The organism is Streptomyces sp. NPDC048057 (assembly GCF_040653095.1).
Taxonomy (GTDB): domain Bacteria; phylum Actinomycetota; class Actinomycetes; order Streptomycetales; family Streptomycetaceae; genus Streptomyces.
The window spans coordinates 111,836-130,078 of record NZ_JBEZNF010000013.1; the positions used below are offsets into that span (position 1 = coordinate 111,836).

Annotated in this window: 25 protein-coding genes; 8 read left to right on the forward strand and 17 right to left on the reverse strand. The window is 70.5% G+C overall.

The genetic code is table 11. The features are described 5' to 3' along the window. Window positions 1–5: 5 nt before the first annotated feature. The 11 genes from AB0E05_RS17305 to AB0E05_RS17355 form a co-directional block, all read right to left on the reverse strand. Window positions 6–812, reverse strand: a complete 807-nt coding sequence (locus AB0E05_RS17305) for a hypothetical protein (protein WP_361964124.1) — start codon at window positions 810–812, stop codon at window positions 6–8. Next, the gene (locus tag AB0E05_RS17310; protein ID WP_361964126.1) at window positions 809–1,075 is read right to left on the reverse strand and encodes a hypothetical protein; all 267 of its coding nucleotides are present in this window, start codon (window positions 1,073–1,075) and stop codon (window positions 809–811) included. Before AB0E05_RS17310 ends, AB0E05_RS17305 begins: the two co-directional genes overlap by 4 nt. Beyond that, the gene (locus AB0E05_RS17315) at window positions 1,072–1,839 is read right to left on the reverse strand and encodes a hypothetical protein (RefSeq protein ID WP_361532584.1); all 768 of its coding nucleotides are present in this window, start codon (window positions 1,837–1,839) and stop codon (window positions 1,072–1,074) included. Before AB0E05_RS17315 ends, AB0E05_RS17310 begins: the two co-directional genes overlap by 4 nt. After that, window positions 1,836–2,660 (reverse strand): hypothetical protein, encoded by an 825-nt coding sequence (locus AB0E05_RS17320; protein WP_361964129.1) that lies wholly within the window; start codon window positions 2,658–2,660, stop codon window positions 1,836–1,838. Before AB0E05_RS17320 ends, AB0E05_RS17315 begins: the two co-directional genes overlap by 4 nt. Beyond that, on the reverse strand, window positions 2,657–2,923 hold the full coding sequence (locus tag AB0E05_RS17325; protein WP_361964131.1) for a hypothetical protein: 267 nt from the start codon (window positions 2,921–2,923) through the stop codon (window positions 2,657–2,659). The genes AB0E05_RS17320 and AB0E05_RS17325 overlap by 4 nt, the downstream gene beginning before the upstream one ends. Next, the gene (locus AB0E05_RS17330; protein WP_361964133.1) at window positions 2,920–3,060 is read right to left on the reverse strand and encodes a hypothetical protein; all 141 of its coding nucleotides are present in this window, start codon (window positions 3,058–3,060) and stop codon (window positions 2,920–2,922) included. Before AB0E05_RS17330 ends, AB0E05_RS17325 begins: the two co-directional genes overlap by 4 nt. Beyond that, on the reverse strand, window positions 3,053–3,250 hold the full coding sequence (locus AB0E05_RS17335) for a hypothetical protein (RefSeq protein ID WP_361964135.1): 198 nt from the start codon (window positions 3,248–3,250) through the stop codon (window positions 3,053–3,055). The genes AB0E05_RS17330 and AB0E05_RS17335 overlap by 8 nt, the downstream gene beginning before the upstream one ends. Beyond that, window positions 3,250–3,822: a hypothetical protein gene (locus tag AB0E05_RS17340; protein ID WP_361964137.1), complete on the reverse strand. Its 573-nt coding sequence runs from the start codon at window positions 3,820–3,822 to the stop codon at window positions 3,250–3,252. The genes AB0E05_RS17335 and AB0E05_RS17340 overlap by 1 nt, the downstream gene beginning before the upstream one ends. Further along, the gene (locus AB0E05_RS17345; protein ID WP_361964139.1) at window positions 3,819–4,124 is read right to left on the reverse strand and encodes a hypothetical protein; all 306 of its coding nucleotides are present in this window, start codon (window positions 4,122–4,124) and stop codon (window positions 3,819–3,821) included. The genes AB0E05_RS17340 and AB0E05_RS17345 overlap by 4 nt, the downstream gene beginning before the upstream one ends. Window positions 4,125–4,217: 93 nt before the next feature. Then, complete coding sequence (locus AB0E05_RS17350; RefSeq protein ID WP_361964141.1) at window positions 4,218–4,430, reverse strand: hypothetical protein; 213 nt, start codon at window positions 4,428–4,430, stop codon at window positions 4,218–4,220. Between the two features lie 10 nt (window positions 4,431–4,440). Beyond that, complete coding sequence (locus AB0E05_RS17355; protein ID WP_361964143.1) at window positions 4,441–4,686, reverse strand: helix-turn-helix domain-containing protein; 246 nt, start codon at window positions 4,684–4,686, stop codon at window positions 4,441–4,443. A 164-nt stretch (window positions 4,687–4,850) separates the two neighbouring features. Here AB0E05_RS17355 and AB0E05_RS17360 point away from each other — a divergent pair, with 164 nt between their 5' ends. Beyond that, window positions 4,851–5,294 (forward strand): hypothetical protein, encoded by a 444-nt coding sequence (locus AB0E05_RS17360; protein ID WP_361964145.1) that lies wholly within the window; start codon window positions 4,851–4,853, stop codon window positions 5,292–5,294. Between the two features lie 409 nt (window positions 5,295–5,703). Then, the gene (locus tag AB0E05_RS17365) at window positions 5,704–7,065 is read left to right on the forward strand and encodes a hypothetical protein (protein ID WP_361964147.1); all 1,362 of its coding nucleotides are present in this window, start codon (window positions 5,704–5,706) and stop codon (window positions 7,063–7,065) included. 126 nt (window positions 7,066–7,191) lie between these two features. On the opposite strand, the gene sodN is transcribed toward AB0E05_RS17365, so the two are convergent. Further along, on the reverse strand, window positions 7,192–7,587 hold the full coding sequence (sodN, locus tag AB0E05_RS17370) for a superoxide dismutase, Ni (RefSeq protein WP_361964149.1): 396 nt from the start codon (window positions 7,585–7,587) through the stop codon (window positions 7,192–7,194). Between the two features lie 170 nt (window positions 7,588–7,757). On the opposite strand from sodN, the gene sodX reads away from it, so the two are divergent. After that, on the forward strand, window positions 7,758–8,177 hold the full coding sequence (gene sodX / locus AB0E05_RS17375) for a nickel-type superoxide dismutase maturation protease (RefSeq protein WP_361964152.1): 420 nt from the start codon (window positions 7,758–7,760) through the stop codon (window positions 8,175–8,177). Here the strand turns inward: sodX and AB0E05_RS17380 are convergent. Continuing rightward, window positions 8,081–8,710 (reverse strand): CGNR zinc finger domain-containing protein, encoded by a 630-nt coding sequence (locus tag AB0E05_RS17380; protein ID WP_361964154.1) that lies wholly within the window; start codon window positions 8,708–8,710, stop codon window positions 8,081–8,083. The genes sodX and AB0E05_RS17380 overlap by 97 nt on opposite strands. 180 nt (window positions 8,711–8,890) lie before the next feature. Between AB0E05_RS17380 and AB0E05_RS17385 the strand changes: the two genes are divergently transcribed. The 3 genes from AB0E05_RS17385 to AB0E05_RS17395 all read left to right on the forward strand — a co-directional run bounded on the left by AB0E05_RS17385 (window position 8,891) and on the right by AB0E05_RS17395 (window position 10,751). Beyond that, the gene (locus AB0E05_RS17385) at window positions 8,891–9,580 is read left to right on the forward strand and encodes a class I SAM-dependent methyltransferase (RefSeq protein ID WP_361964335.1); all 690 of its coding nucleotides are present in this window, start codon (window positions 8,891–8,893) and stop codon (window positions 9,578–9,580) included. Between the two features lie 115 nt (window positions 9,581–9,695). Further along, window positions 9,696–10,211: a SigE family RNA polymerase sigma factor gene (locus AB0E05_RS17390; RefSeq protein ID WP_361964156.1), complete on the forward strand. Its 516-nt coding sequence runs from the start codon at window positions 9,696–9,698 to the stop codon at window positions 10,209–10,211. Further along, entirely contained in the window at window positions 10,212–10,751 is a 540-nt protein-coding gene (locus tag AB0E05_RS17395; protein ID WP_361964158.1) for a hypothetical protein, read from the forward strand. A 355-nt stretch (window positions 10,752–11,106) separates the two neighbouring features. On the opposite strand, the gene AB0E05_RS17400 is transcribed toward AB0E05_RS17395, so the two are convergent. From AB0E05_RS17400 to AB0E05_RS17410, 3 genes are all read right to left on the reverse strand, one after another. Then, the gene (locus tag AB0E05_RS17400) at window positions 11,107–11,868 is read right to left on the reverse strand and encodes an amino acid ABC transporter ATP-binding protein (RefSeq protein ID WP_361964161.1); all 762 of its coding nucleotides are present in this window, start codon (window positions 11,866–11,868) and stop codon (window positions 11,107–11,109) included. Further along, window positions 11,865–12,845 carry an amino acid ABC transporter permease gene (locus AB0E05_RS17405; protein WP_361964337.1) on the reverse strand — a complete coding sequence of 327 codons (981 nt, stop codon included), beginning with the start codon at window positions 12,843–12,845 and terminating at the stop codon, window positions 11,865–11,867. The genes AB0E05_RS17400 and AB0E05_RS17405 overlap by 4 nt, the downstream gene beginning before the upstream one ends. Window positions 12,846–12,929: 84 nt before the next feature. Beyond that, a complete protein-coding gene (locus AB0E05_RS17410) occupies window positions 12,930–13,907 on the reverse strand; it encodes an ABC transporter substrate-binding protein (RefSeq protein ID WP_361964163.1) in 978 nt (325 codons plus the stop codon). Window positions 13,908–14,547: 640 nt separating this feature from the next. Between AB0E05_RS17410 and AB0E05_RS17415 the strand changes: the two genes are divergently transcribed. Next, the gene (locus AB0E05_RS17415) at window positions 14,548–15,798 is read left to right on the forward strand and encodes an NADP-dependent malic enzyme (protein WP_361964165.1); all 1,251 of its coding nucleotides are present in this window, start codon (window positions 14,548–14,550) and stop codon (window positions 15,796–15,798) included. A 443-nt stretch (window positions 15,799–16,241) separates the two neighbouring features. Further along, window positions 16,242–17,210 carry a zinc-binding dehydrogenase gene (locus AB0E05_RS17420; protein ID WP_361964167.1) on the forward strand — a complete coding sequence of 323 codons (969 nt, stop codon included), beginning with the start codon at window positions 16,242–16,244 and terminating at the stop codon, window positions 17,208–17,210. Between the two features lie 13 nt (window positions 17,211–17,223). Here the strand turns inward: AB0E05_RS17420 and AB0E05_RS17425 are convergent, their stop codons facing one another. Further along, window positions 17,224–18,243: a helix-turn-helix transcriptional regulator gene (locus AB0E05_RS17425; protein WP_361964169.1), complete on the reverse strand. Its 1,020-nt coding sequence runs from the start codon at window positions 18,241–18,243 to the stop codon at window positions 17,224–17,226.

Below are 18,243 nucleotides of genomic sequence, written 5' to 3' on the forward strand. Positions count from 1 at the left end.
CTGTGTTATGCGATGAGTGCTTCGAGCTGGCTGCTCTTGGCTTCGGTCTGGGCTCCGGGGCATCCCTGCGAGAGGTCGGCGCTTCCGGGCTTCAGCCACGGACAGAAGCGGCAGTTCGCCGCCTTGTCGGTGGGGATCTGGGACCAGCGCTCCGGGTGGGCCTCGGGGTTGAGGTCGTAGATGCGCTGGTAGATGCGATCCAGGCGGGCGAGCGCGTCAAGGGCGATCTGCTTGTCGTACGGCTCGGACCACACGTGGACGCGTAGCTCGTGGTAGCGGGCGATGAACACGACCACGACCCGGGACGGCGGCTGGCCGGCGTTCTCCTGCCCGAGCCCGTAGAGGTGGGCTTGGATGCGGTACTTCTGGCTGGGGCCCTGGCGCCGGTACTTGTCCAAGCTGGACAGGCCGACGAGTTTCCAGTCGTAGTTGAGCGCGGTCAGCCGGTCGAACAGGTCCGACGAACCGGCGAGCGCCGCGTTCGGAGTGGAGCCTTCGCGTACGGTGACGCGTTCCTCGATGCGGTACCGCGGCTGCCCGTTGGCGAGGGTGGTCTGCCGGGCTTCGAACTTCTCGGCCATCCACATGTGGAACCCGGTGCCGATGACCGCGGCGATCGGGTCGTGGCGGGTGTTGACCTGGGGCCAGTCGTGGATCCGGTACGAGAGCTGCCGCTCGCACGGTTCCCCGACGTCGCTGGGGCCGATGGCGGATTGCAGGCTGCGGGGGCTGTTCGCGTCGGAGTCGACGATGAACTGACCGATGCGTTCGGCGAGGTGCTCCGAGTACTCGTCGCTTCCAGTAGCGATCATCGGTTGCTCCGGAGGGTGTAGTGCCGCCTGTCGTGCGGGCCGCGCGTGGTCAGGTGCCCGAGGCGGGCGAGGTGTTCGAGGTCCCGCCGTGCGGTGCCCCGGCGGGTGTCCGGGCTGCCGGTGCGGCGCCGCCAGGTCTGGACGCGTCCGGTGGACCACTGGCCGCCGTCGGCGGTGATGGCGGTGAGGAGTTGGGCGACGCGGGGCCGAAGCGCGGGCCCGGCGGCCGGGGCAGTGGCCCCGGCCAGCGCGGTGTTCGTCATGCGGCACCTGCCCGAGTCGTCCGGCGCGCGGGCGGCGGCACGGTGGCCGGCTTCCCATGAAGGAGCCATCGGCTGTAGCACGTGCCGCACCAGCCGTGTGCCTGATGAGTACGCCGCTCGCCGCACGACGAACAGACGGTGTACCGACGCCGCTTGGGGCGGTCCCCGTCGATCACGCGAGGCTTCGTCAGCCCCGCCTGCCGGCAGATCTCCCAGGCGTGTCGGAGCGAGCACCCGGTGCGTTCCGCGATCAGCTCGTACGTCAGGCCGTAGCGGCGGAGCTGCGTGACCGCGGCCTCCAGCTCCGCAGGGGCGACCCGGCCGGGGCGATCCCCTGCCGCGGTCCGTTCCACCGCCACGTCGTCGACGTCCTGGGCGCCGCGGTTGCAGGTGCGGCAGTAGCGGCGACCGTCGCGGGTGGGGATGACGTCGTGGCCGTCGTGGCGGGCCGCGAACTGGCGGGCGCGGTACGCCCGATCGGCCTCGGCGAGGCAGGCGCGGCACCTACGGGACCCCCGCGTGTCGAAGGTCAGGGTGGCGGCGTCGAGCCGGTGTCCCCGGGCGCAGTACTCAGGGATGGCCCGTGCGCGCGTCCGGCGGGGCCTGCGCGGCGTGGCGCCAACACCGGGGACGCCGCTGGCGGGACGGCCGTGGTAGACCCACCGTTGGTAGCAGGTGACGCACCAGCCGTGGCCTCGGTGAACGCTGGTCTGCTGGCATGCCGCGCACACGATGGTGCGCCTGCGGGAGCGGTCGGCGCTCATCCGGCGTCACCGCCCTGCGCGGCAGCGGCGGAGATCTGCCGCAGCCGGTCGACGCCGTCGGGCTGCTGGCTGATGTCGAGCGCGGCCCCGTACGCGGGGTACGCGGCCCCGTACGCGGGGTACGCGGCCGCGAGCCGGCGGGAGTGCTCGTCGTCCGCGTACGACCAGGCGGTGAGCAGCTGGCGGAGGTAGCCCCCGGGCGGGTAGCCGGCGGGGTCGCGGTACTCGTGCCACAGGATGTGCTCGGCGACGGCGGGCGGGATGGTCACCGGCTCGCCGGCCGTGGTGACGGCGCGCATGGTGGGGCAGGGCCACATCGCGCCGTCGTGCTGGCAGTGCGCGGAGTCGGGGTACCGGGTGTGGCTGGTGGCGAGCTGGGTCCGCACCGAGGCGAGCGGGTCGGACGCCGGCCGGGCCTCGCCGGCCATGGCACGCAGCCGCTCAGCGACCGCGCGGGCGCCTGCCGCAGCAGCCTGGCCCATGTCGTCGTACAGCCGGGTGGCCTCGGCGTCCGCTACCTCGGCGGCCTCCCGCAGCACGGCGGCGCGGATCTCGTCGCGGGCGCTCACCGGCTCGGCCTCGGGCGGCGCGCCGGCCTGCTCTCGGAGGAGCGCCGCGTACCTGCGGAGGGTGCAGGTGTCGCAGCCCCCGCAGTCGCAGGTGTCGTCGTTGTCGACGATGGCGGCGGCGGCCAGCCACGTCGCGCGCCGCTCGTCGGCCCGCACCTCGGCCAGGCGCTGCTGGAACTCGGCGAGCGTCCACGGGGCAGTCCCCGTCTCGGCGCGGCCGTACTCGTCGATCAGGTCGTGGCGGGCGCTCATCGGGGTCCTCCGGTCGTGGTCGTGGTGGTGGGGTGCTCGGCGCGCTGGTGGCGGTACAGCTCCTCGTCAGCGGAGCCGTCGTCCACGTGCCAGACGGAGGTCCGGTACGGGCACTGGGGGCAGGTGCGGGAGATCTTGGCGTCGGACCCGTAGATGGGGCGCGTACCACCGCGCGGGTTCAGCTCGGAGAACTCGTAGGTGCAGCCCTCGGCTTCGCACTCATACGGGTCGGCCCCGTCGTCGCACCGGCAGATCGTCGTCACCGGGCGCCTCCAGTCGTCGTGGTCGTGGTGGTGGGCGCGGGGGCGGCGGGGCGCCAGCGGCCGTAGTTGTCGAAGCCGTCCTGCTCCATGGCGATCTGAGCCGCGTCGGGCGTCTCGTCGAAGTCGTCGTCACGCATCAGGGCCACCTCCGGTGCAGCGGGGGCAGTGGGCGTAGGCGGCCGGGATCGGCCGGCCACACGAGCAGGCGGCCAGCACCGGGCGCGCCGCCGCACGACGGGCCGGCCACGGGCGGGACGGCAGGTGGTTGATCGCCGCGATGTCGGCGAGGGACAGCACCACCACGACGGCGAGCAGCAGGAGCACCATCACGACGGCTCACCGCCCTCGGGGCACGTGGCGTCATGGTCGGCACAGCACGCGGCGCAGCCGGTGCACCACTCCACCGGCGGGGCACCGCAATCCGAGCAAGCCCCGGGCGCCTGCGCCTTCAGCCCGTTGATCCGGTCCGCCGCGTCAGCCCAGGGCTGCACGTCCGCCATCAGCCGGTCCACGCCAGCGACCTGCGCCGCCAACGTCGCGCACTGCTCACGCAGCCGCACCGCCCGCAGCACCGCCGACTTGTGCGCCAACCGCAGCCGCGTGTTGTCCTGCTCCTCTTCCCACCGGGCCAGGCAGGCGCCCGTCAGGTCGTCCTCGGTCTGGTCGAGCGCGGCCCGCAGCCGCATCAACTCGTCACGCAGACCAACCGCGATCTCCGCCAGCGCCCGCTCACTTCCGCAGCAGGACCGGCGCACCACGGGACGCCCGAGGTACTCGTCCAACCGCGCCTCGAACGGCGTGCGCTGCGGGGCAGGCGCCGGCCGGTCGTGCCCGAGCGGCACCGGCAACGCACCCAACTCGGCGACGGCGCGCGCCCGCTCGACGTCCCGGGCGCTCACGACGCCACCGCCTTGTCGAGCGCGGCCAGCACGTCCCGCAGCACACAGTCCAGGGAGACCGCCGCGGTCACCATCGCCTCGGTGTCGTGGATGTTCGCGCCGGCGTGCTTCGCCAGCGCCTCACGAGCGCAGGAGATGGCGACGTCCAGCGGCGGCACCCACTCCCGGGCGTCCCGGTCGGCGTCGTACAAGGGCGTGACGGCGCCGGGCAACGGCGGCAGCTCCACACGGGACGAGCGGCGCCAGGCATCCGGCAAACTCGTCGACGTCGCGGCGTGTGGGGTCTGAGAAGATGGAGACATCGCGTCTCTCCTTGATCGGGTGTTCGATCGGATGGGGTTGATGCGCAGGGGTCGCGCGGACGGACAGGTCCGAGGCGGCCCCGCTTCATGCCGTCAGGCGGCGCTCTGGGCGCGGCCGGGGACGCGGTGGATCTTCGCGATCCACGCCCGGTCCTCCGGGCTGAACATCAAGCGCCGGCCCATGCGGTGGTGGGGGTAGCCGCGGTGGTTCACGCCGTCACGGAGACGCCGGGCCCCGATGCCGAGGCGGCCGGCGGTCGTGGCGACGTCGGTGAAGTCCTCCACCGCTGCGGGGGACTTGGCCATCTGTGTCACCTCAATCGGTCTCTGACTCGCTGATCACGAGTAGCTGCTTGTCGTCGGGTGGTACGTCGAGGGCGCGGCGGAGCGACGTGTAGGTGGGGGGTCGCATGCGTGTTCGGGTGCCGATTTCCAGCCGGGCCAGGTAGCTACGGCTGATGCCTGCGGTACGTGCGAGGTCGGCGGTCTGGATGCCCATGGCCATGCGGCGTTCCCTGATTGCCGTCCCGTCCACCTCGTAGGTAGCTCGGACTGCCTTCATGGAGAGAAGCTAGCAGCTTGTGCTAGCAGGTTCTAGCAGTTCCGCGTAGAATCTGGCAGCTTCAAAGAGAAAGTGCAGGTCAGCTTGGGAAAGATTGGTAACAGGTCTGCGAAGGCCGAAAGCTGTTCCTAGCTGTTCCTAGCTGTTCCTGGGACTATCAAGGCATGGCTGCTACCCCCACTGACGCCGACCGCCAGCGCCTCGCGCGCCTCGTGAGAGAGCGGCGCCTCAAGCTCGGCTGGACGAAGACGCGTGCCACAGAGGAAGCCGATGTCACCATCACCACGTACCGCCGCGTAGAGCAGGGCCTGAGTGTTCGCGATACGACCTACGGCGGTATCGAGGCGGCATTCGGCTGGGCGCCGGGCGCCTGCATCGCGATCCTCGACGGCGCGACCGAGGCGCAGGAGGCGGGCGAGGTTGAGGGGGGTGTCCGCATCGCTCCCGCGCCGGACGTGGAGGGCGGTGTGCGAACGGCAGTCCACAACGCCTTCATTGCGACCATGCCCGGCGAGCCGGCGGGGAAGATGTCGGAGATGAGCGAGGTGGTCCTTGCCGAGTTGAGGCGCCTCGGAATTGTCCCTCCGCGCGAAGATTCAAGCCCCTAGCCGCGCAACCTTTCTGAGTGACGCGATTGTTACAGAGGGTTCGATTCGTTCTTCGGCCAACTACTTTCGGCAGCCTGTTCGGTATGTAATGGTCATCACTCCGCTTGCGTACATCGGAGAGGAGGCCCATGCACAAGGTCATCACCCTGGACCAAGGGCCAGGGTTCGTGGGGTGGTCAGCACGGATAGACGACACAATCGTCTGCGTCATGACCCCCGCCGTGCATACCGACGCTGCCGTAAGGGGCGCCGTACGGCGGCTGGTCAGACGCCAAGGGGGTGACTGCGACTCCTGCTCCTGCGAGAGCTGCCCGCTCAAGCAGGCCGCATAGATCGCAGTCACCGCGAAGGGATGCTCGGCAGTCAGGGGTGCCTGCCGGCGCATCAGCCACACCGAAAGGGAGCGGACGTGGCGTACGCGGAGAAGCGTGGCAAGAGCTGGCGAGTCCGATACCAACTGCCGAACGGCAAGTACGACTCGGCAAGCGGATTCGAAACCAAGCAAGAAGCCCTCGACCACGGGCGCGCGCTGGAGACCGACGTCAGGCGCAAAGTCTTCGTCGACCCGGGCGACGGGCGCACTCTCTTCGGCGAGTGGGTCGAGAAATGGCGAGCGGTCGACGACGTCGCCGAGACCAGCAGCCAGACGTACGACAGCCGCATCAACGCCCGAATCCTGCCCCAGTGGGAGTGCGTCGCCCTAGGCGACATCACGGCCATGAGCTACAAGGCATGGCGGACTCAGTTGAAGAAGCAGTTCAAGAAGAACTACGTCGACGGCATCGAGGGCGTCATGCGGATGATCCTCGACGATGCTGTGGCTGAGCGGCTGATCCCCTTCAATCCCATGCCTACGGGCTCGGCCCGCCGCCGCGGCCGGCACGTCGTCGTGGAGCAGGAAGACGACTACGTCTGGGCCACGCCGCGCCAGGCGCGCCTGGCGGCTGAGAATGCCTTGGCCCTGCGCGGGTTCCAGTGGTACGTCATGATCCTCACCATCGCCTACACCGGTCTACGCATGGGCGAGGTGGCCGGCCTGCGGCGGGATCAGATGAATCTCCTCGGCATGGAGTACGGCCGGTCGCTCCGCGTCCAGTGGCAAGGGCAGTGGCTTACGAAGCCTGCCACACACGAGGTTGCCAAGGGGGAGACGCTGGAGTCGATCGCCGCGCTACGGCACGTCGACCCCCGCCGCGCCGCTGACATCGCCAAGGCGAACGACCTCGGAGTGGACGCGCGGCTGCGCAGGGGGCAGCGCCTGCGGCTGGCGAAGGGCTTCACCCTGACGCCGCCGAAGTACAGCTCGTACCGAACCGAGCTTGTGCCGCCATTCCTTGCTGACCTGTTGTCGCAGCAGATGGCGGCCGGCGGGCACGACTACCTGGTGTTCCCCTCGCAGCGAGGCAAGCCGCTTCGGGTGGACGACCAGTTCTACGGACGCTTCTGGCACCCCATCATCGAGGGTGCCGACGCCGAGCCGATGCGCCGCGGTAGGAAGGCGACGCCGGAGCTGGTGGCGATCGGCTGCGACGGGATGGTGCCGCACGGGCTGAGGCACGGGCACAAGGTCTGGCTTGACGAGCAGGGGCACCCGCGGGTGGCGGTGGAAGAGCGGATGGGGCACAAGCTCCAGGGTGTCGAGGGCACGTACTCGCATGCGTCGCCCGTGATGGAGCGCGACATAGCGCGTGGCCTGCAAGTGGCGTGGGAGCTGTCGCAGTCGACGGAGGATGCGGACCTCACGGAGTGGCGGTCCCGGGTCGCATCCTGACCTCGTCTCCCATTCGTCTCCCAGATGATCTTGGAAAGGCTGAGAGGCCCGGCCGTGAATGGCGGCCGGGCCTCTCGCGTACCTGCTCTGACCTGGACTCTGGGCGCGTCCACGTCAACGCGTCGTTCAGCCCTGCTTGGTTTCCCAGAAGATCTTGTCGATCTGGGCGATGTAGTCCAGCGCCTTCTGGCCCGTCGCCGGGTCCGTGGACGCCTTCGCCGCGGAGAGCGCCTTCAGGGCGTCGTTCACCAGCTGGTGCAGCTCCGGGTACTTCTCGAAGTGCGGCGGCTTGAAGTAGTCGCTCCAGAGCACCGAGATGTGGTGCTTGGCGAGCTCGGCGCGCTGCTCCTTGATGACGGTGGCGCGGGCGCGGAAGTGGGGGTCCTCGTTGGCCTGGAACTTCTCCTGGACGGCCTTGACCGACTCGGCCTCGATCCGGGCCTGGGCCGGGTCGTACACGCCGCACGGCAGGTCGCAGTGCGCGCTGACCTTCACCTTGGGGGCGAACAGGCGGGAGAGCATGGAGCAGTCCTTCCTCGTGATCGTCTTCTCAGGTGGGACATTACTCCGTGAGGGACCCGTTTTCGCGGCTGCCCCGGGGCTTAGGACAAAAGTCCGGGGCGCCATGGGACCGGTGGCGGAACGTACCGTGGACGTACCCGGGGGAGTGACCCGGGGTTCGGAGGTGACGGATGACTGAGCCGGGGCGGGAGCCGAAAGCGCCGTTCGGGGTGGCCGAAGTGAGCGGGCCGTCCATGTACCCGACCCTCCGGCACGGGGACCAACTGCTGGTGCACTACGGCGCGGGGGTGAAGCCGGGCGACGTGGCCGTGCTGCGCCATCCGCTCCAGCAGGACCTCCTCATCGTGAAGCGGCTGGTGGAGCGACGGGACGGCGGCTGGTGGGTGCTCGGGGACAACCCGGGCGCCGAGGGCGACAGCCGGCTCTTCGGCACGGTGCCCGGCGAACTGCTGCTCGGCCGGGTCCTGGGGCGGTACCGGCCGCGGGAGGACGGTCAGCGCTCGCTGTGGGCGCTGGCCTCCTGGGCCGTGTCCGCGGTGCGGCCGGTGCTCGGCGACCGTTCGCCCTCCAGGCGCTTGCGGGCCCGGTAGGCGGCGACGTTCGCGCGGGTGGCGCAGCGGTCGGAGCAGTAGCGGCGGGAGCGGTTGGTCGAGGTGTCCAGGTAGGCGTTGCGGCAGGGCGGCGCCTGGCACAGGCCGAGGCGGTCCACGCCGTACTCCGTGAGGTGGAAGGCCAGGCCCATCGAGGCGATGGCGGCGTAACCAGCGGTGGCGTTCGACGGGTGCTCGGCCAGGTGCATGTGCCACTTGGGGCGGCCGTCCTCGTCGCGGTAGTCGTGGCCGGAGATCTGCGGGCTGATCGGGAACTCCAGCAGCAGCGAGTTCAGCAGGTCGACGGCGCGCGTCTCGTCGCCCTCGTCGGCCGCGGCGAACACCGCGCGCAGCCGGCCGCGCACGGCGCGGAACCGGGGCAGGTCGGCGTCGCTCGCCCTGCGCGCGGCCTGCGACCCCGGTCCGAAGAGGTCGCGGATCGCCTCCACGGAGGTGAGGGAGTCCTTGTTGCGAGCTGGCTCCTCGGTGTTGACCAGGCGTACGGCGTAATCCGAGTAATAGACCAGTTCCACTTGTAGTCCTTACCGCGTGGGTCTAGGGTCGATGCTTGTCAGGGTCAGGTAATGGGCATTTTTGTCTGCGGGTATTACTAGAGTAGTGCGGAGGGAGCGTCCGTGTCGGCGAACGAAACGGATAGGGGCACCGACTGGTCGGCCTGGCAGCAGAGCTGGGACCGTCAGCAGGAGTGGTACATGCCCGATCGCGAGGAGCGCTTCCGGGTGATGCTCGACATGGTCGAGGCCACCGTGGGCCCTCAGCCGCGGGTCCTGGACCTCGCGTGCGGTACGGGAAGTATTACGGACCGGCTGCTGCGACGGTTCCCGAAGGCCGTCAGCACCGGGGTCGACCTCGATCCCGCCCTGTTGACCATCGCCCGGGGCACCTTCGCCGGCGACGACCGCGTCACCTTCGTCACCGCCGACCTGAAGGACCCGGACTGGACCGCCCGGCTGCCGTACGACAGTTACGACGCCGTGCTCACTGCGACGGCCCTGCACTGGCTGTACGCCGGACCGCTCGCCACGCTGTACGGACAGCTCGCCGGGCTGGTGCGCGACGGCGGCGTCCTGATGAACGCGGACCACATGGTCGACCGCACCACTCCCCGGATCAACGCGGCCGAACGCGCCCACCGGCACGCCGCGATGGACCGCGCGAAGGAGAACGGCGCCGTCGACTGGGCCGAGTGGTGGGCCCTCGCCGGGAAGGACCCCGCGCTCGCCGAACCCACCGCCCGCCGTTTCGAGATCTACGGCGAGCACGCCGACGGCGACACCCCCTCCCTCCAGTGGCACGTGCAGACCCTGCTCACCGCCGGCTTCGCCGAGTCCCGCGCGGTCTGGTCCGCGCCGTCCGACGCCCTGGTGCTCGCCCTGAAGTGATCCGTGGGTGGGGTGCAACCTCCCGTGCACCCCACCGCACTGGACAGGGTGAGACGTTCCGCGCCCGCGGACCGGGGAGGGGCGGGCACACACCGGTGTCGCCGCCGACACGACCGTGGGGGCCACAGCAGTGGACATCGGGGTCGACACGAACGCCGACGCCGCGCTCCGGGACTTCGTCGACGGCAGACGGCACGCCCTGTTCCGCAGCGCGTGCCTGCTCTGCGGCGACCGGGACGAGGCCGACGACCTGGTCCAGGCGACGCTGGTCAAGGTCGTGCTCGGCGTGCGCCGCAAGACGCGCCTGGACAACATCGAGGCGTACGCCCGCAGGACGCTGATGAACATCTTCATCGCCAGCCGCCGCAGGTTCTGGCGGCGCGAACGCGCCGTCGGCGAACTGCCGGACCGGCAGTCGGCACCGGCCCCCGACGCGGACACCGGCCTGGTGGTCCGCGCGGCCCTGCGCCGACTCACGCCCAGGCAAAGGGCCGTGGTCGTGCTGCGTTACTGGGAGGACCTGAGCGTCGCCGAGACGGCCGGGCTCCTGGGGATGCGCGAGAACACCGTGAAGAGCCACGTACTGCGGGGGCTCGCGGCCCTGCGCGCCGAACTGCGGGAGGGCGGCTAGATGGACGACGCGAAGGTGAGGAGCCTGCTGGAGCGGACCGTGCACGGGTCGGCATGGAGCGGGGTCACCACGGACGGCGTGTTCGCCGAGGCGGCGAAGCGGCGACGGCGGCGACGGATCACGGCCACGGCGGTGGCCGCGGTGGCGGCCGTCACCGGAGTCGTCGGCGTCCCGCGGCTGATGGAGGGGCAGGGCGAGGAGGACCATCGGGACCTGGCGTCGATGGCGGGGGCGTCGATGAAGTTCGACAGCAGCGACAGTGCCGAGAACAAGGTGGCCAGGCTGGAGCGCATACTGCCGCCGGGGCGGTTCGACGAAATGCGGATGGCCAGGCTGACCGACAAGTGGGAAATGAAGACCCCCGACGGCGTCCCTGTCGGGTTCAGTCTGGCGCTGGCGGACGATGATGGCACGCTGCCTCTCATGGGTGCCTTCGTGGTCCGCAAGGACGACCAGGTCGGGGTCGTCGGCGTCGGCCATCTCGAAGAAGAAGACGTCAAGGGGGGCCGATTTCTGCGCTCCCGCGCGCAAGGACTGTGAGGTCAAGCGGCTGCCGAACGGCGACGAGAGCGTCACCTGGCGGGACGGGCCCGATCCGGGCATCCACAAGAAGTTCGGCTACTCCTACACCGGCGTGCGCAGCTTCGATCGGGGGGCCGCCGGGAAGTCCTGGCTCAGGGTGAGGAGCATTCCGCTCCCGAACGGGACGACCACATTGAGCGAGCCGCCGCTCTCCCCCGACGAAGTGCGTTCGCTGCTGAACGACGAGCGGCTACTCCCGGCCGGCGCGTCGGCGAACGCTGAGACCGGTTAGGGCGTCGGTCACTTCGGCAACGAGCGCACGGGGCGGTACGGATTCCTCCGTACCGCCCCGTCCTCACACCGCCGCGAGAAGCTACAACACCTTCGACAGGAAGGACTTCGTCCGGTCGTGCTGCGGGTTCGACAGCACCTCGCGGGGGTGGCCCGACTCCACGACCTTGCCGTCGTCCATGAAGACCAGCGCGTCCCCGACCTCCCGCGCGAAGCCCATCTCGTGCGTGACCACGATCATCGTCATGCCGTCCTCGGCCAGCCCGCGCATCACGTCCAGCACGTCACCGACCAGCTCGGGGTCGAGCGCGGACGTCGGCTCGTCGAAGAGCATCAGCTTGGGCTCCATCGCCAGGGCGCGGGCGATGGCCACCCGCTGCTGCTGGCCGCCGGAGAGCTGCGAGGGGTAGTGGCGCGCCCGGTCCGCCAGGCCCACGCGGTCCAGCAGGCGCTCGGCGCGGGCGCGGGCGACGGCCTTCGTCTCGCCCTTGACCTGGACCGGCGCCTCCATGACGTTCTCGATCGCCGTCATGTGCGGGAAGAGGTTGAAGCGCTGGAAGACCATGCCGATGTCCCGGCGCTGGAGCGCGACCTCGCTGTCCTTCAACTCGTACAGCTTGTCGCCCTTCTGGCGGTAGCCCACCAGGTCCCCGTCGACGTGCAGCCGGCCCGCGCTGATCTTCTCCAGGTGGTTGATGCAGCGCAGGAAGGTCGACTTGCCGGAGCCGGAGGGGCCGATCAGACAGAAGACCTCGCGCGGGGCGACCTCCAGGTCGATGCCCTTGAGGATGTGGGCGTGGCCGAAGGACTTGTGGACGCCCTCCGCCTTCACCATGGCGTTCATCGGCTTCCTCCCAGGGGGCCCACGGGGGTGTTGCGGCGGCCGGAGCCGAGCAGGTTGGCCTTGATGCGCTGCCAGGGGGTCGGCGGCAGGTCGCGCTGCGAGCCGCGGGCGTAGCGCCGCTCCAGGTAGTACTGGCCCACGCTGAACACGCTGGTCATCACGATGTACCAGATCGAGGCGACGAACAGCATCTCCATCACCGCGTACGACGTGGAGCCGATCTGCGAGGTGGAGCGGAGCAGTTCGTTGTACGTCACCGCGTAGACCAGCGCGGACGTCTTCAGCATGTTGATGAACTCGTTGCCGGTCGGCGGGATGATCACCCGCAGCGCCTGCGGGAGCACCACCCGGCGCATCGTCTTCGCCTTGGACATGCCCAGGGCCTGGGACGCCTCGGACTGGCCCTGGTCCACCGAGAGGATGCCGGCGCGGCAGATCTCCGCCATGTACGCGGCCTCGTTGAGGCCGAGGCCGAGCAGGGCGCACATGAACGGAGTCATGACGTCCGTCATCTCGTCCTTGTAGATGCCCGGGATGTTCAGGATCGGGAAGATCAGCGCCAGGTTGAACCAGAGCAGCAGCTGCACGTAGACCGGGGTGCCCCGGAAGAACCAGATGTACAGCCAGGCGACGTAGCTGGTCACCGGGTTGTCGGAGAGACGCATCACGGCGAGCAGCACGCCCAGCGCGACGCCCAGCACCATCGCCAGGACGCTGATGTACAGGGTGCGGCCGGCGCCCTTGAGCACGGACTCGTCGAAGACCTTGTCGCCGACCGCGCCCCACTGGATGTCGGCCCCGGCGAAGGCGTACACCAGGCTCGCCAGCAGGGCGAGGACCAGGACGCCGCTGATCCAGCGGCCCACGTGCGGCACGGGGACGGCCTTGATGAACTCGGGCGGGGTGCTCCCGCCGCCCGGGTCGGCGGACTCCTTGGTGACGGAGGCCGTGGGGACGGCGTCCTTCTTGTCGAACATGTCGGGGCGCGAACTGTCGGTGTTGTCAGTCACGGTGACTGCCCTTCGGGGAACCTTCGGGGAAGCTGGCGGGAGGGGCGGGGATCACTTGCCGCCGTTGATGGCGGCCTTGTCGATCGCCCCGCTGGCGGCCCCCCACTTCTCCAGCACCTTCTGGTACGAGCCGTCCGCGATGATCGCGTCGACGGCCTCCTTCAGCGCGTCCCGCAGACCGGTGTTGTCCTTCGCCACGGCGATGCCGAAGGGGCCGGCGTCGATCTGGTCGCCGACGACCTCGAACGCCTTGCCGCCGTCCGCCTTGCGGGCCAGGTCCAGGGCGACCGGGTAGTCGTTGACGCCGGCGACCGCGCCGCCGGACTTCACCCGGGTCTGGGCCTCGGTGTCGTTCTCGAAGGACTCGATCTTGACGGCGGGCTTGCCCGCGTCCTGACACGCCTTGGACTGGGTCTGGAGGGCCTTCTCGTACGTCGTGCCGCGCTGCACCGCCGCCGCCTTGCCGCACAGGTCCGCGATGGACTTGATGCCCTGCGGGTTGCCCTTCTTGGTGTAGACGGCGGTGCCGGCGAGGAAGTAGTCGACGAAGTCGACGCCCTTGCCGAGCTTCTTGCCGTTCTCGTCCAGGCCTTCCTGGCGCTGCTTGTTGTCCGTGATGGACGACATGGCGATGTCGTGGCGGCCGGTGTTCAGGGCGGTGATGAGGCCGTCGAAGGAGCCGGAGGTGAAGCGGAACTCCACCCCGAGCTTCTTGCCCAGCTCGGCCGCGATGTCCGGGTCCACCCCGACGATCTTGCCGTTCTCGACGGACTCCATCGGCGCGTACTCGGCGTTCGTGCCGACCTTGATGACGCCCGACTTCTGGTACTTCTCCGGGAGCTTGCCGAAGAGCGGGGCGCTGTTCGACGAGCGGTCGCCGTCACCCTTCTTGGCGCCGTCGGTCTGGTCCCCGCAGGCGGTCAGCAGCAGGGAGCCGGCGACCGCGAGGGCACCGACCGCGGCGAACCGGGGGGAGCGGAGCTTCCGGGATCGGGCGGCGATCGAGCTGTGCGTGGTGCCTGCGGTCATGTCGTGGTCCTCCGGCGTGTCGATAGCTGCCATTCCTGGTCGCGTCGTCCTCGGTCGCGGCCCGGTCGCGCCCTCGTCGAGGACGAGCCGGCGAGCACGTTCCCACCACGGCCCCGCGCGGGGCCGTCGAGCGCATCTTCGGAGGTCGCGACCTTGTGTGTTTCGGCATCTTGCCATTCGGACTAGCCCAATCAGGGGCTGGAGCATGTCAAAATCGGGTAACGGGACACCCCCGCCCCCCGTCGGCCGGTACATCACGACCGGACCATTCACGGGAATCCATGCTTCCGACCGGAAGAACTGTGGCCCGAGCCGGGTCGTAGGCTGCATTCACTGCGCGAATCAGGCGTGTCCTGATAATTCGTGGTGAGTGGCGATGAGTCGTGTCGTGTCGGGGCAGTGACGCGATATGGACTCGTCGTCAGCGGTCACGTTCCGGTAAGAAGGACTCTTACACCCCTCATCAGGGGCTCAGGGCGCGTGTGCGGCGCGCCCGCGCGTGCGCACAGCCTTCCCACAGGACGGCCAGGACGGCCGAGAGGCCGGACCGTCGGTACGGAGCGCGTACGCGGTGCCCGCCCACCCCTCCTCACCAGGAGCGGCAAACCCTCAATCGATGAAGAACCAAAGGGGTCAACCCATGGCAGCGGAGATCGTCAATCCTCGCAGCGACAGTGAGAGCGCCCTCGCGGGCGCGACCGAGGCGGCCGGTGCGGAGGCCGCCGAGGCTCCCGAGGAGCCTTTCGATCCGGCGTTCGCGCTCCACCGCGGCGGCAAGATGGCGATCCGGGCGACGGTGCCCGTGCGGGACAAGGACGACCTGTCCCTCGCGTACACCCCCGGTGTGGCCAAGGTGTGCACCGCCATCGCCGAGAACCCGGAGCTGGTCCACGACTACACCTGGAAGTCCCAGGTCGTCGCCGTGGTCACCGACGGCACCGCCGTCCTCGGCCTCGGTGACATCGGCCCGGAGGCGTCGCTGCCCGTGATGGAGGGCAAGGCGATCCTCTTCAAGCAGTTCGGCGGGGTGGACGCGGTGCCGGTGGCGCTCGCCACCAAGGACGTCGACGAGATCGTGGAGACCGTCGTCCGGATGGCCCCCTCCTTCGGCGGGGTCAACCTGGAGGACATCTCCGCGCCGCGCTGCTTCGAGGTCGAGCGCAAGCTCCAGGAGCGCCTCGACATCCCCGTCTTCCACGACGACCAGCACGGCACCGCGATCGTCACCCTCGCGGCGCTGCGGAACGCGGCGAAGCTGACCGGGCGGGAGCTCGGCGAGCTGCGCGCGGTGATCTCCGGTGCGGGTGCGGCGGGGGTCGCCATCGCGAAGTTCCTGCTGGAGGCCGGGCTCGGGGACGTCGCGGTCACCGACCGCAAGGGCGTCGTCAGCCGGGACCGCGAGGACCTCACCCCGGTCAAGCGCGAGCTGGCCGAGCTGACGAACAAGGCGGGGCTGAGCGGGTCCCTGGAGAACGCGCTCGCCGGCGCGGACGTCTTCATCGGCGTCTCCGGCGGCACGGTGCCGGAGGAGGCGGTCGCCTCCATGGCGCCCGGCGCGTTCGTCTTCGCCATGGCCAACCCGAACCCGGAGGTCCACCCCGACGTCGCGCACAAGTACGCGGCGGTCGTGGCCACGGGCCGCAGCGACTTCCCGAACCAGATCAACAACGTGCTGGCGTTCCCCGGGATCTTCGCGGGGGCGCTCCAGGTGCGGGCGTCGCGGATCACCGAGGGCATGAAGATCGCGGCGGCGAACGCGTTGGCGGACGTGGTGGGCGACGCGCTGGCGGCGGACTGCGTGATCCCGTCGCCGTTCGACGAGCGGGTGGCGCCGGCGGTCACCGCGGCGGTGGCGGCGGCGGCCCGCGCGGAGGGCGTGGCGCGCGCGTAGCCCACAAGGGCGCGCTGCACTTTCGGGGGCCGCGCGCCCCGGGGCCACCGTGTCCACTGGAGGCGTGCTGGTCCGTGCGGCTCGCCCAAGCCACTCGGCACCACCGCCGTAGCCTTGCCGGAGCATCGGACCCTGCGGCCCGGTGGTGGGTTGTTCGCGCAGTTCCGCCCCCTCGGCCCCGGAGGGCCTGGGGGGACCCCCAGCGCCCCTGACGGGGTTCTGCCGTCGCTCGTCTGCAGGGTGTCGCGGTGACCGTTCCTCTCAAGCCGATGTGGGGCAACCCAGGGGCGCGGGGAACTGCGCGAACAACCCAAGACGGTCTGGAGAGACCAACGCACCCGCGGGGAAACGGCGAGGTCGTCCAGGGACGCGGGGGCCGGCTGCAAGGCGGGTCACACTCCGGGGTGGTTCTCCGGGGAGGGGCGCGCGCCTAGGGTCGGGGCATGTTTGCCGCATACGCCGCACGTATCGACCGTGAGCAACCCCTCAACGGGCTCGCCCTCGGTGACCGCCCCGCCCCGGAAACCCGCGGTGGGTGGAGCACCATCACCGTGAAGGCCGCGTCGCTCAACCACCACGACCTGTGGTCCCTGCGGGGCGTCGGGCTCCCCGAGGAGCGGTTGCCGATGATCCTCGGGTGCGACGCCGCAGGGGTCGACGAGGACGGCAACGAGGTCGTCCTGCACTCGGTCATCGGGCAGACCGGACACGGCGTCGGCCCGGACGAGCCCCGTTCGCTGCTCACCGAGCGCTACCAAGGGACCTTCGCCGAGCAGGTCTCCGTGCCCACCTGGAACGTGCTGCGCAAGCCCCCGGAGCTGAGCTTCGAGGAGGCCGCGTGCCTGCCCACCGCCTGGCTCACCGCGTACCGGATGCTCTTCACCAACGCCGGGGTGCGGCCCGGTGACTCCGTCCTCGTGCAGGGCGCCGGCGGCGGCGTCGCCACCGCCGCGATCGTGCTCGGGCGCGCCGCGGGCCTGCGGATGTACGCCACGAGCCGCGACGCGACGAAGCGGGCCCGCGCGGTGGAGCTCGGCGCGGAGGAGGCGTACGAGCCGGGGGCGCGGCTGCCGCGGCGCGTGGACGCCGTCATCGAGACCGTCGGCGCGGCGACCTGGTCGCACTCCGTCAAGTGCCTCAGGCCCGGCGGCACCCTGGTGATCTCCGGGGCGACCAGCGGGGACCGCCCCTCGCACGCCGAGCTGACCCGGATCTTCTTCCTCGAACTGAAGGTGGTCGGCTCCACCATGGGGTCGAAGGACGAGCTGGAGGACCTGCTGTCCTTCTGCGCGGCCACCGGGGTGCGCCCGGTGATCGACCGGGTGCTGCCGCTGGACCGGGCGCGGGAGGGGTTCGAACGGATGGCGAGCGGTGAGCTGTTCGGGAAGATCGTGCTGAACCCGACGGCCTGAGCCGGAGGGAGCGTCAGCCACCGTCTCCGCGCTGCTCCGGCGACCGCAGCAGCGCGGAGATGCGGACCGCGGCGGTCGCGAGGTGCCGTCGGGCCTCGTCGAACTGCGGCTTCGTCACTCCGTGGTCCCGCGCCGCGTCGCGCACGTCGTCCCGGAAGCGGTCGAGGAGCCGGTCGAGGTCACGGGCGGGGTCGCCCGTGGCGGGCGTGCCCTCGGCCCAGTCCGGGCCCCAGTCCGGGACCGAGTCCACGGGCTCCGACGCGGCAACCGGCCCCGGCTCCTGCGTCGGCTCCGACGGCGCACCCGGCTTCGACGACGCGCCCTGCTCCGGCTCGGCCTGCGGCGACCACACCGTCCGCGTCAACCCGCTGAGCTGCGTCGACAGCTCCGTCAGCCCGTCCCGCAGCCCCGCGGGCCAGTCGCCGCGCGAGAAGTGGCCCTGCACCTGCTCCTGGACCTGCTGGGCGATGCGGGCCATCTCCGTACGCGCCTTCTCCTGCGCCTCCTTGGCCTGCCGCTTGGCCTGCTGTGCCTCCTCGCGGGCGAGCCTCGCCTGCTCCTGCCACTCGTGCGTGACCTTGCGCCACTCCTCTTGGGAAGCCTTCGTGGCGTGCGCGGCGTACCTGGCGTTCGACGTTCCCGCGCTCCTGGCCTGCGACGCCGCCGCCCGCACCTCGCTGCGCAGCTTGCCCGCCGCGCCCCGCACGTCGTCGCGGATCTCCGCGGCGAGTTCGGACACCGACTCGCGGATCTCCCTCTCCAGGTCGGCGAGTTCCCCGCCGCGTCCGGCCAGCTCGGCGCGGCCCGCGTCGGTGAGCGAGTACACCTTCCGGCCGCCCTCGGTGGCGTGCGTGACCAGGCCCTCGGCCTCCAGCTTGGCCAGCCGCGGGTAGACCGTGCCGGCGGAGGGCGCGTACAGCCCGTGGAAGCGCTCCTCCAGCAGACGGATCACTTCGTAACCGTGGCGCGGGGACTCGTCGAGCAGCTTCAAGAGGTACAGCCGCAGCCGGCCGTGGGCGAAGACGGGAGCCAT

What these genes read in the sequence shown, in the direction of transcription:
- AB0E05_RS17305 (WP_361964124.1), bottom strand. Translation starts at nt 812, where the DNA reads ATGATCGCTACTGGAAGCGACGAGTACTCGGAGCACCTCGCCGAACGC.
- AB0E05_RS17310 (WP_361964126.1), bottom strand. Translation starts at nt 1,075, where the DNA reads ATGACGAACACCGCGCTGGCCGGGGCCACTGCCCCGGCCGCCGGGCCC.
- AB0E05_RS17315 (WP_361532584.1), bottom strand. Translation starts at nt 1,839, where the DNA reads ATGAGCGCCGACCGCTCCCGCAGGCGCACCATCGTGTGCGCGGCATGC.
- AB0E05_RS17320 (WP_361964129.1), bottom strand. Translation starts at nt 2,660, where the DNA reads ATGAGCGCCCGCCACGACCTGATCGACGAGTACGGCCGCGCCGAGACG.
- AB0E05_RS17330 (WP_361964133.1), bottom strand. Translation starts at nt 3,060, where the DNA reads ATGCGTGACGACGACTTCGACGAGACGCCCGACGCGGCTCAGATCGCC.
- AB0E05_RS17335 (WP_361964135.1), bottom strand. Translation starts at nt 3,250, where the DNA reads ATGGTGCTCCTGCTGCTCGCCGTCGTGGTGGTGCTGTCCCTCGCCGAC.
- AB0E05_RS17345 (WP_361964139.1), bottom strand. Translation starts at nt 4,124, where the DNA reads ATGTCTCCATCTTCTCAGACCCCACACGCCGCGACGTCGACGAGTTTG.
- AB0E05_RS17350 (WP_361964141.1), bottom strand. Translation starts at nt 4,430, where the DNA reads ATGGCCAAGTCCCCCGCAGCGGTGGAGGACTTCACCGACGTCGCCACG.
- AB0E05_RS17355 (WP_361964143.1), bottom strand. Translation starts at nt 4,686, where the DNA reads ATGAAGGCAGTCCGAGCTACCTACGAGGTGGACGGGACGGCAATCAGG.
- AB0E05_RS17360 (WP_361964145.1), top strand. Translation starts at nt 4,851, where the DNA reads ATGGCTGCTACCCCCACTGACGCCGACCGCCAGCGCCTCGCGCGCCTC.
- sodN (WP_361964149.1), bottom strand. Translation starts at nt 7,587, where the DNA reads ATGCTCTCCCGCCTGTTCGCCCCCAAGGTGAAGGTCAGCGCGCACTGC.
- sodX (WP_361964152.1), top strand. Translation starts at nt 7,758, where the DNA reads ATGACTGAGCCGGGGCGGGAGCCGAAAGCGCCGTTCGGGGTGGCCGAA.
- AB0E05_RS17385 (WP_361964335.1), top strand. Translation starts at nt 8,891, where the DNA reads ATGCCCGATCGCGAGGAGCGCTTCCGGGTGATGCTCGACATGGTCGAG.
- AB0E05_RS17395 (WP_361964158.1), top strand. Translation starts at nt 10,212, where the DNA reads ATGGACGACGCGAAGGTGAGGAGCCTGCTGGAGCGGACCGTGCACGGG.
- AB0E05_RS17400 (WP_361964161.1), bottom strand. Translation starts at nt 11,868, where the DNA reads ATGAACGCCATGGTGAAGGCGGAGGGCGTCCACAAGTCCTTCGGCCAC.
- AB0E05_RS17405 (WP_361964337.1), bottom strand. Translation starts at nt 12,845, where the DNA reads ATGTTCGACAAGAAGGACGCCGTCCCCACGGCCTCCGTCACCAAGGAG.
- AB0E05_RS17410 (WP_361964163.1), bottom strand. Translation starts at nt 13,907, where the DNA reads ATGACCGCAGGCACCACGCACAGCTCGATCGCCGCCCGATCCCGGAAG.
- AB0E05_RS17415 (WP_361964165.1), top strand. Translation starts at nt 14,548, where the DNA reads ATGGCAGCGGAGATCGTCAATCCTCGCAGCGACAGTGAGAGCGCCCTC.
- AB0E05_RS17420 (WP_361964167.1), top strand. Translation starts at nt 16,242, where the DNA reads ATGTTTGCCGCATACGCCGCACGTATCGACCGTGAGCAACCCCTCAAC.
- AB0E05_RS17425 (WP_361964169.1), bottom strand. Translation starts at nt 18,243, where the DNA reads ATGGCTCCCGTCTTCGCCCACGGCCGGCTGCGGCTGTACCTCTTGAAG.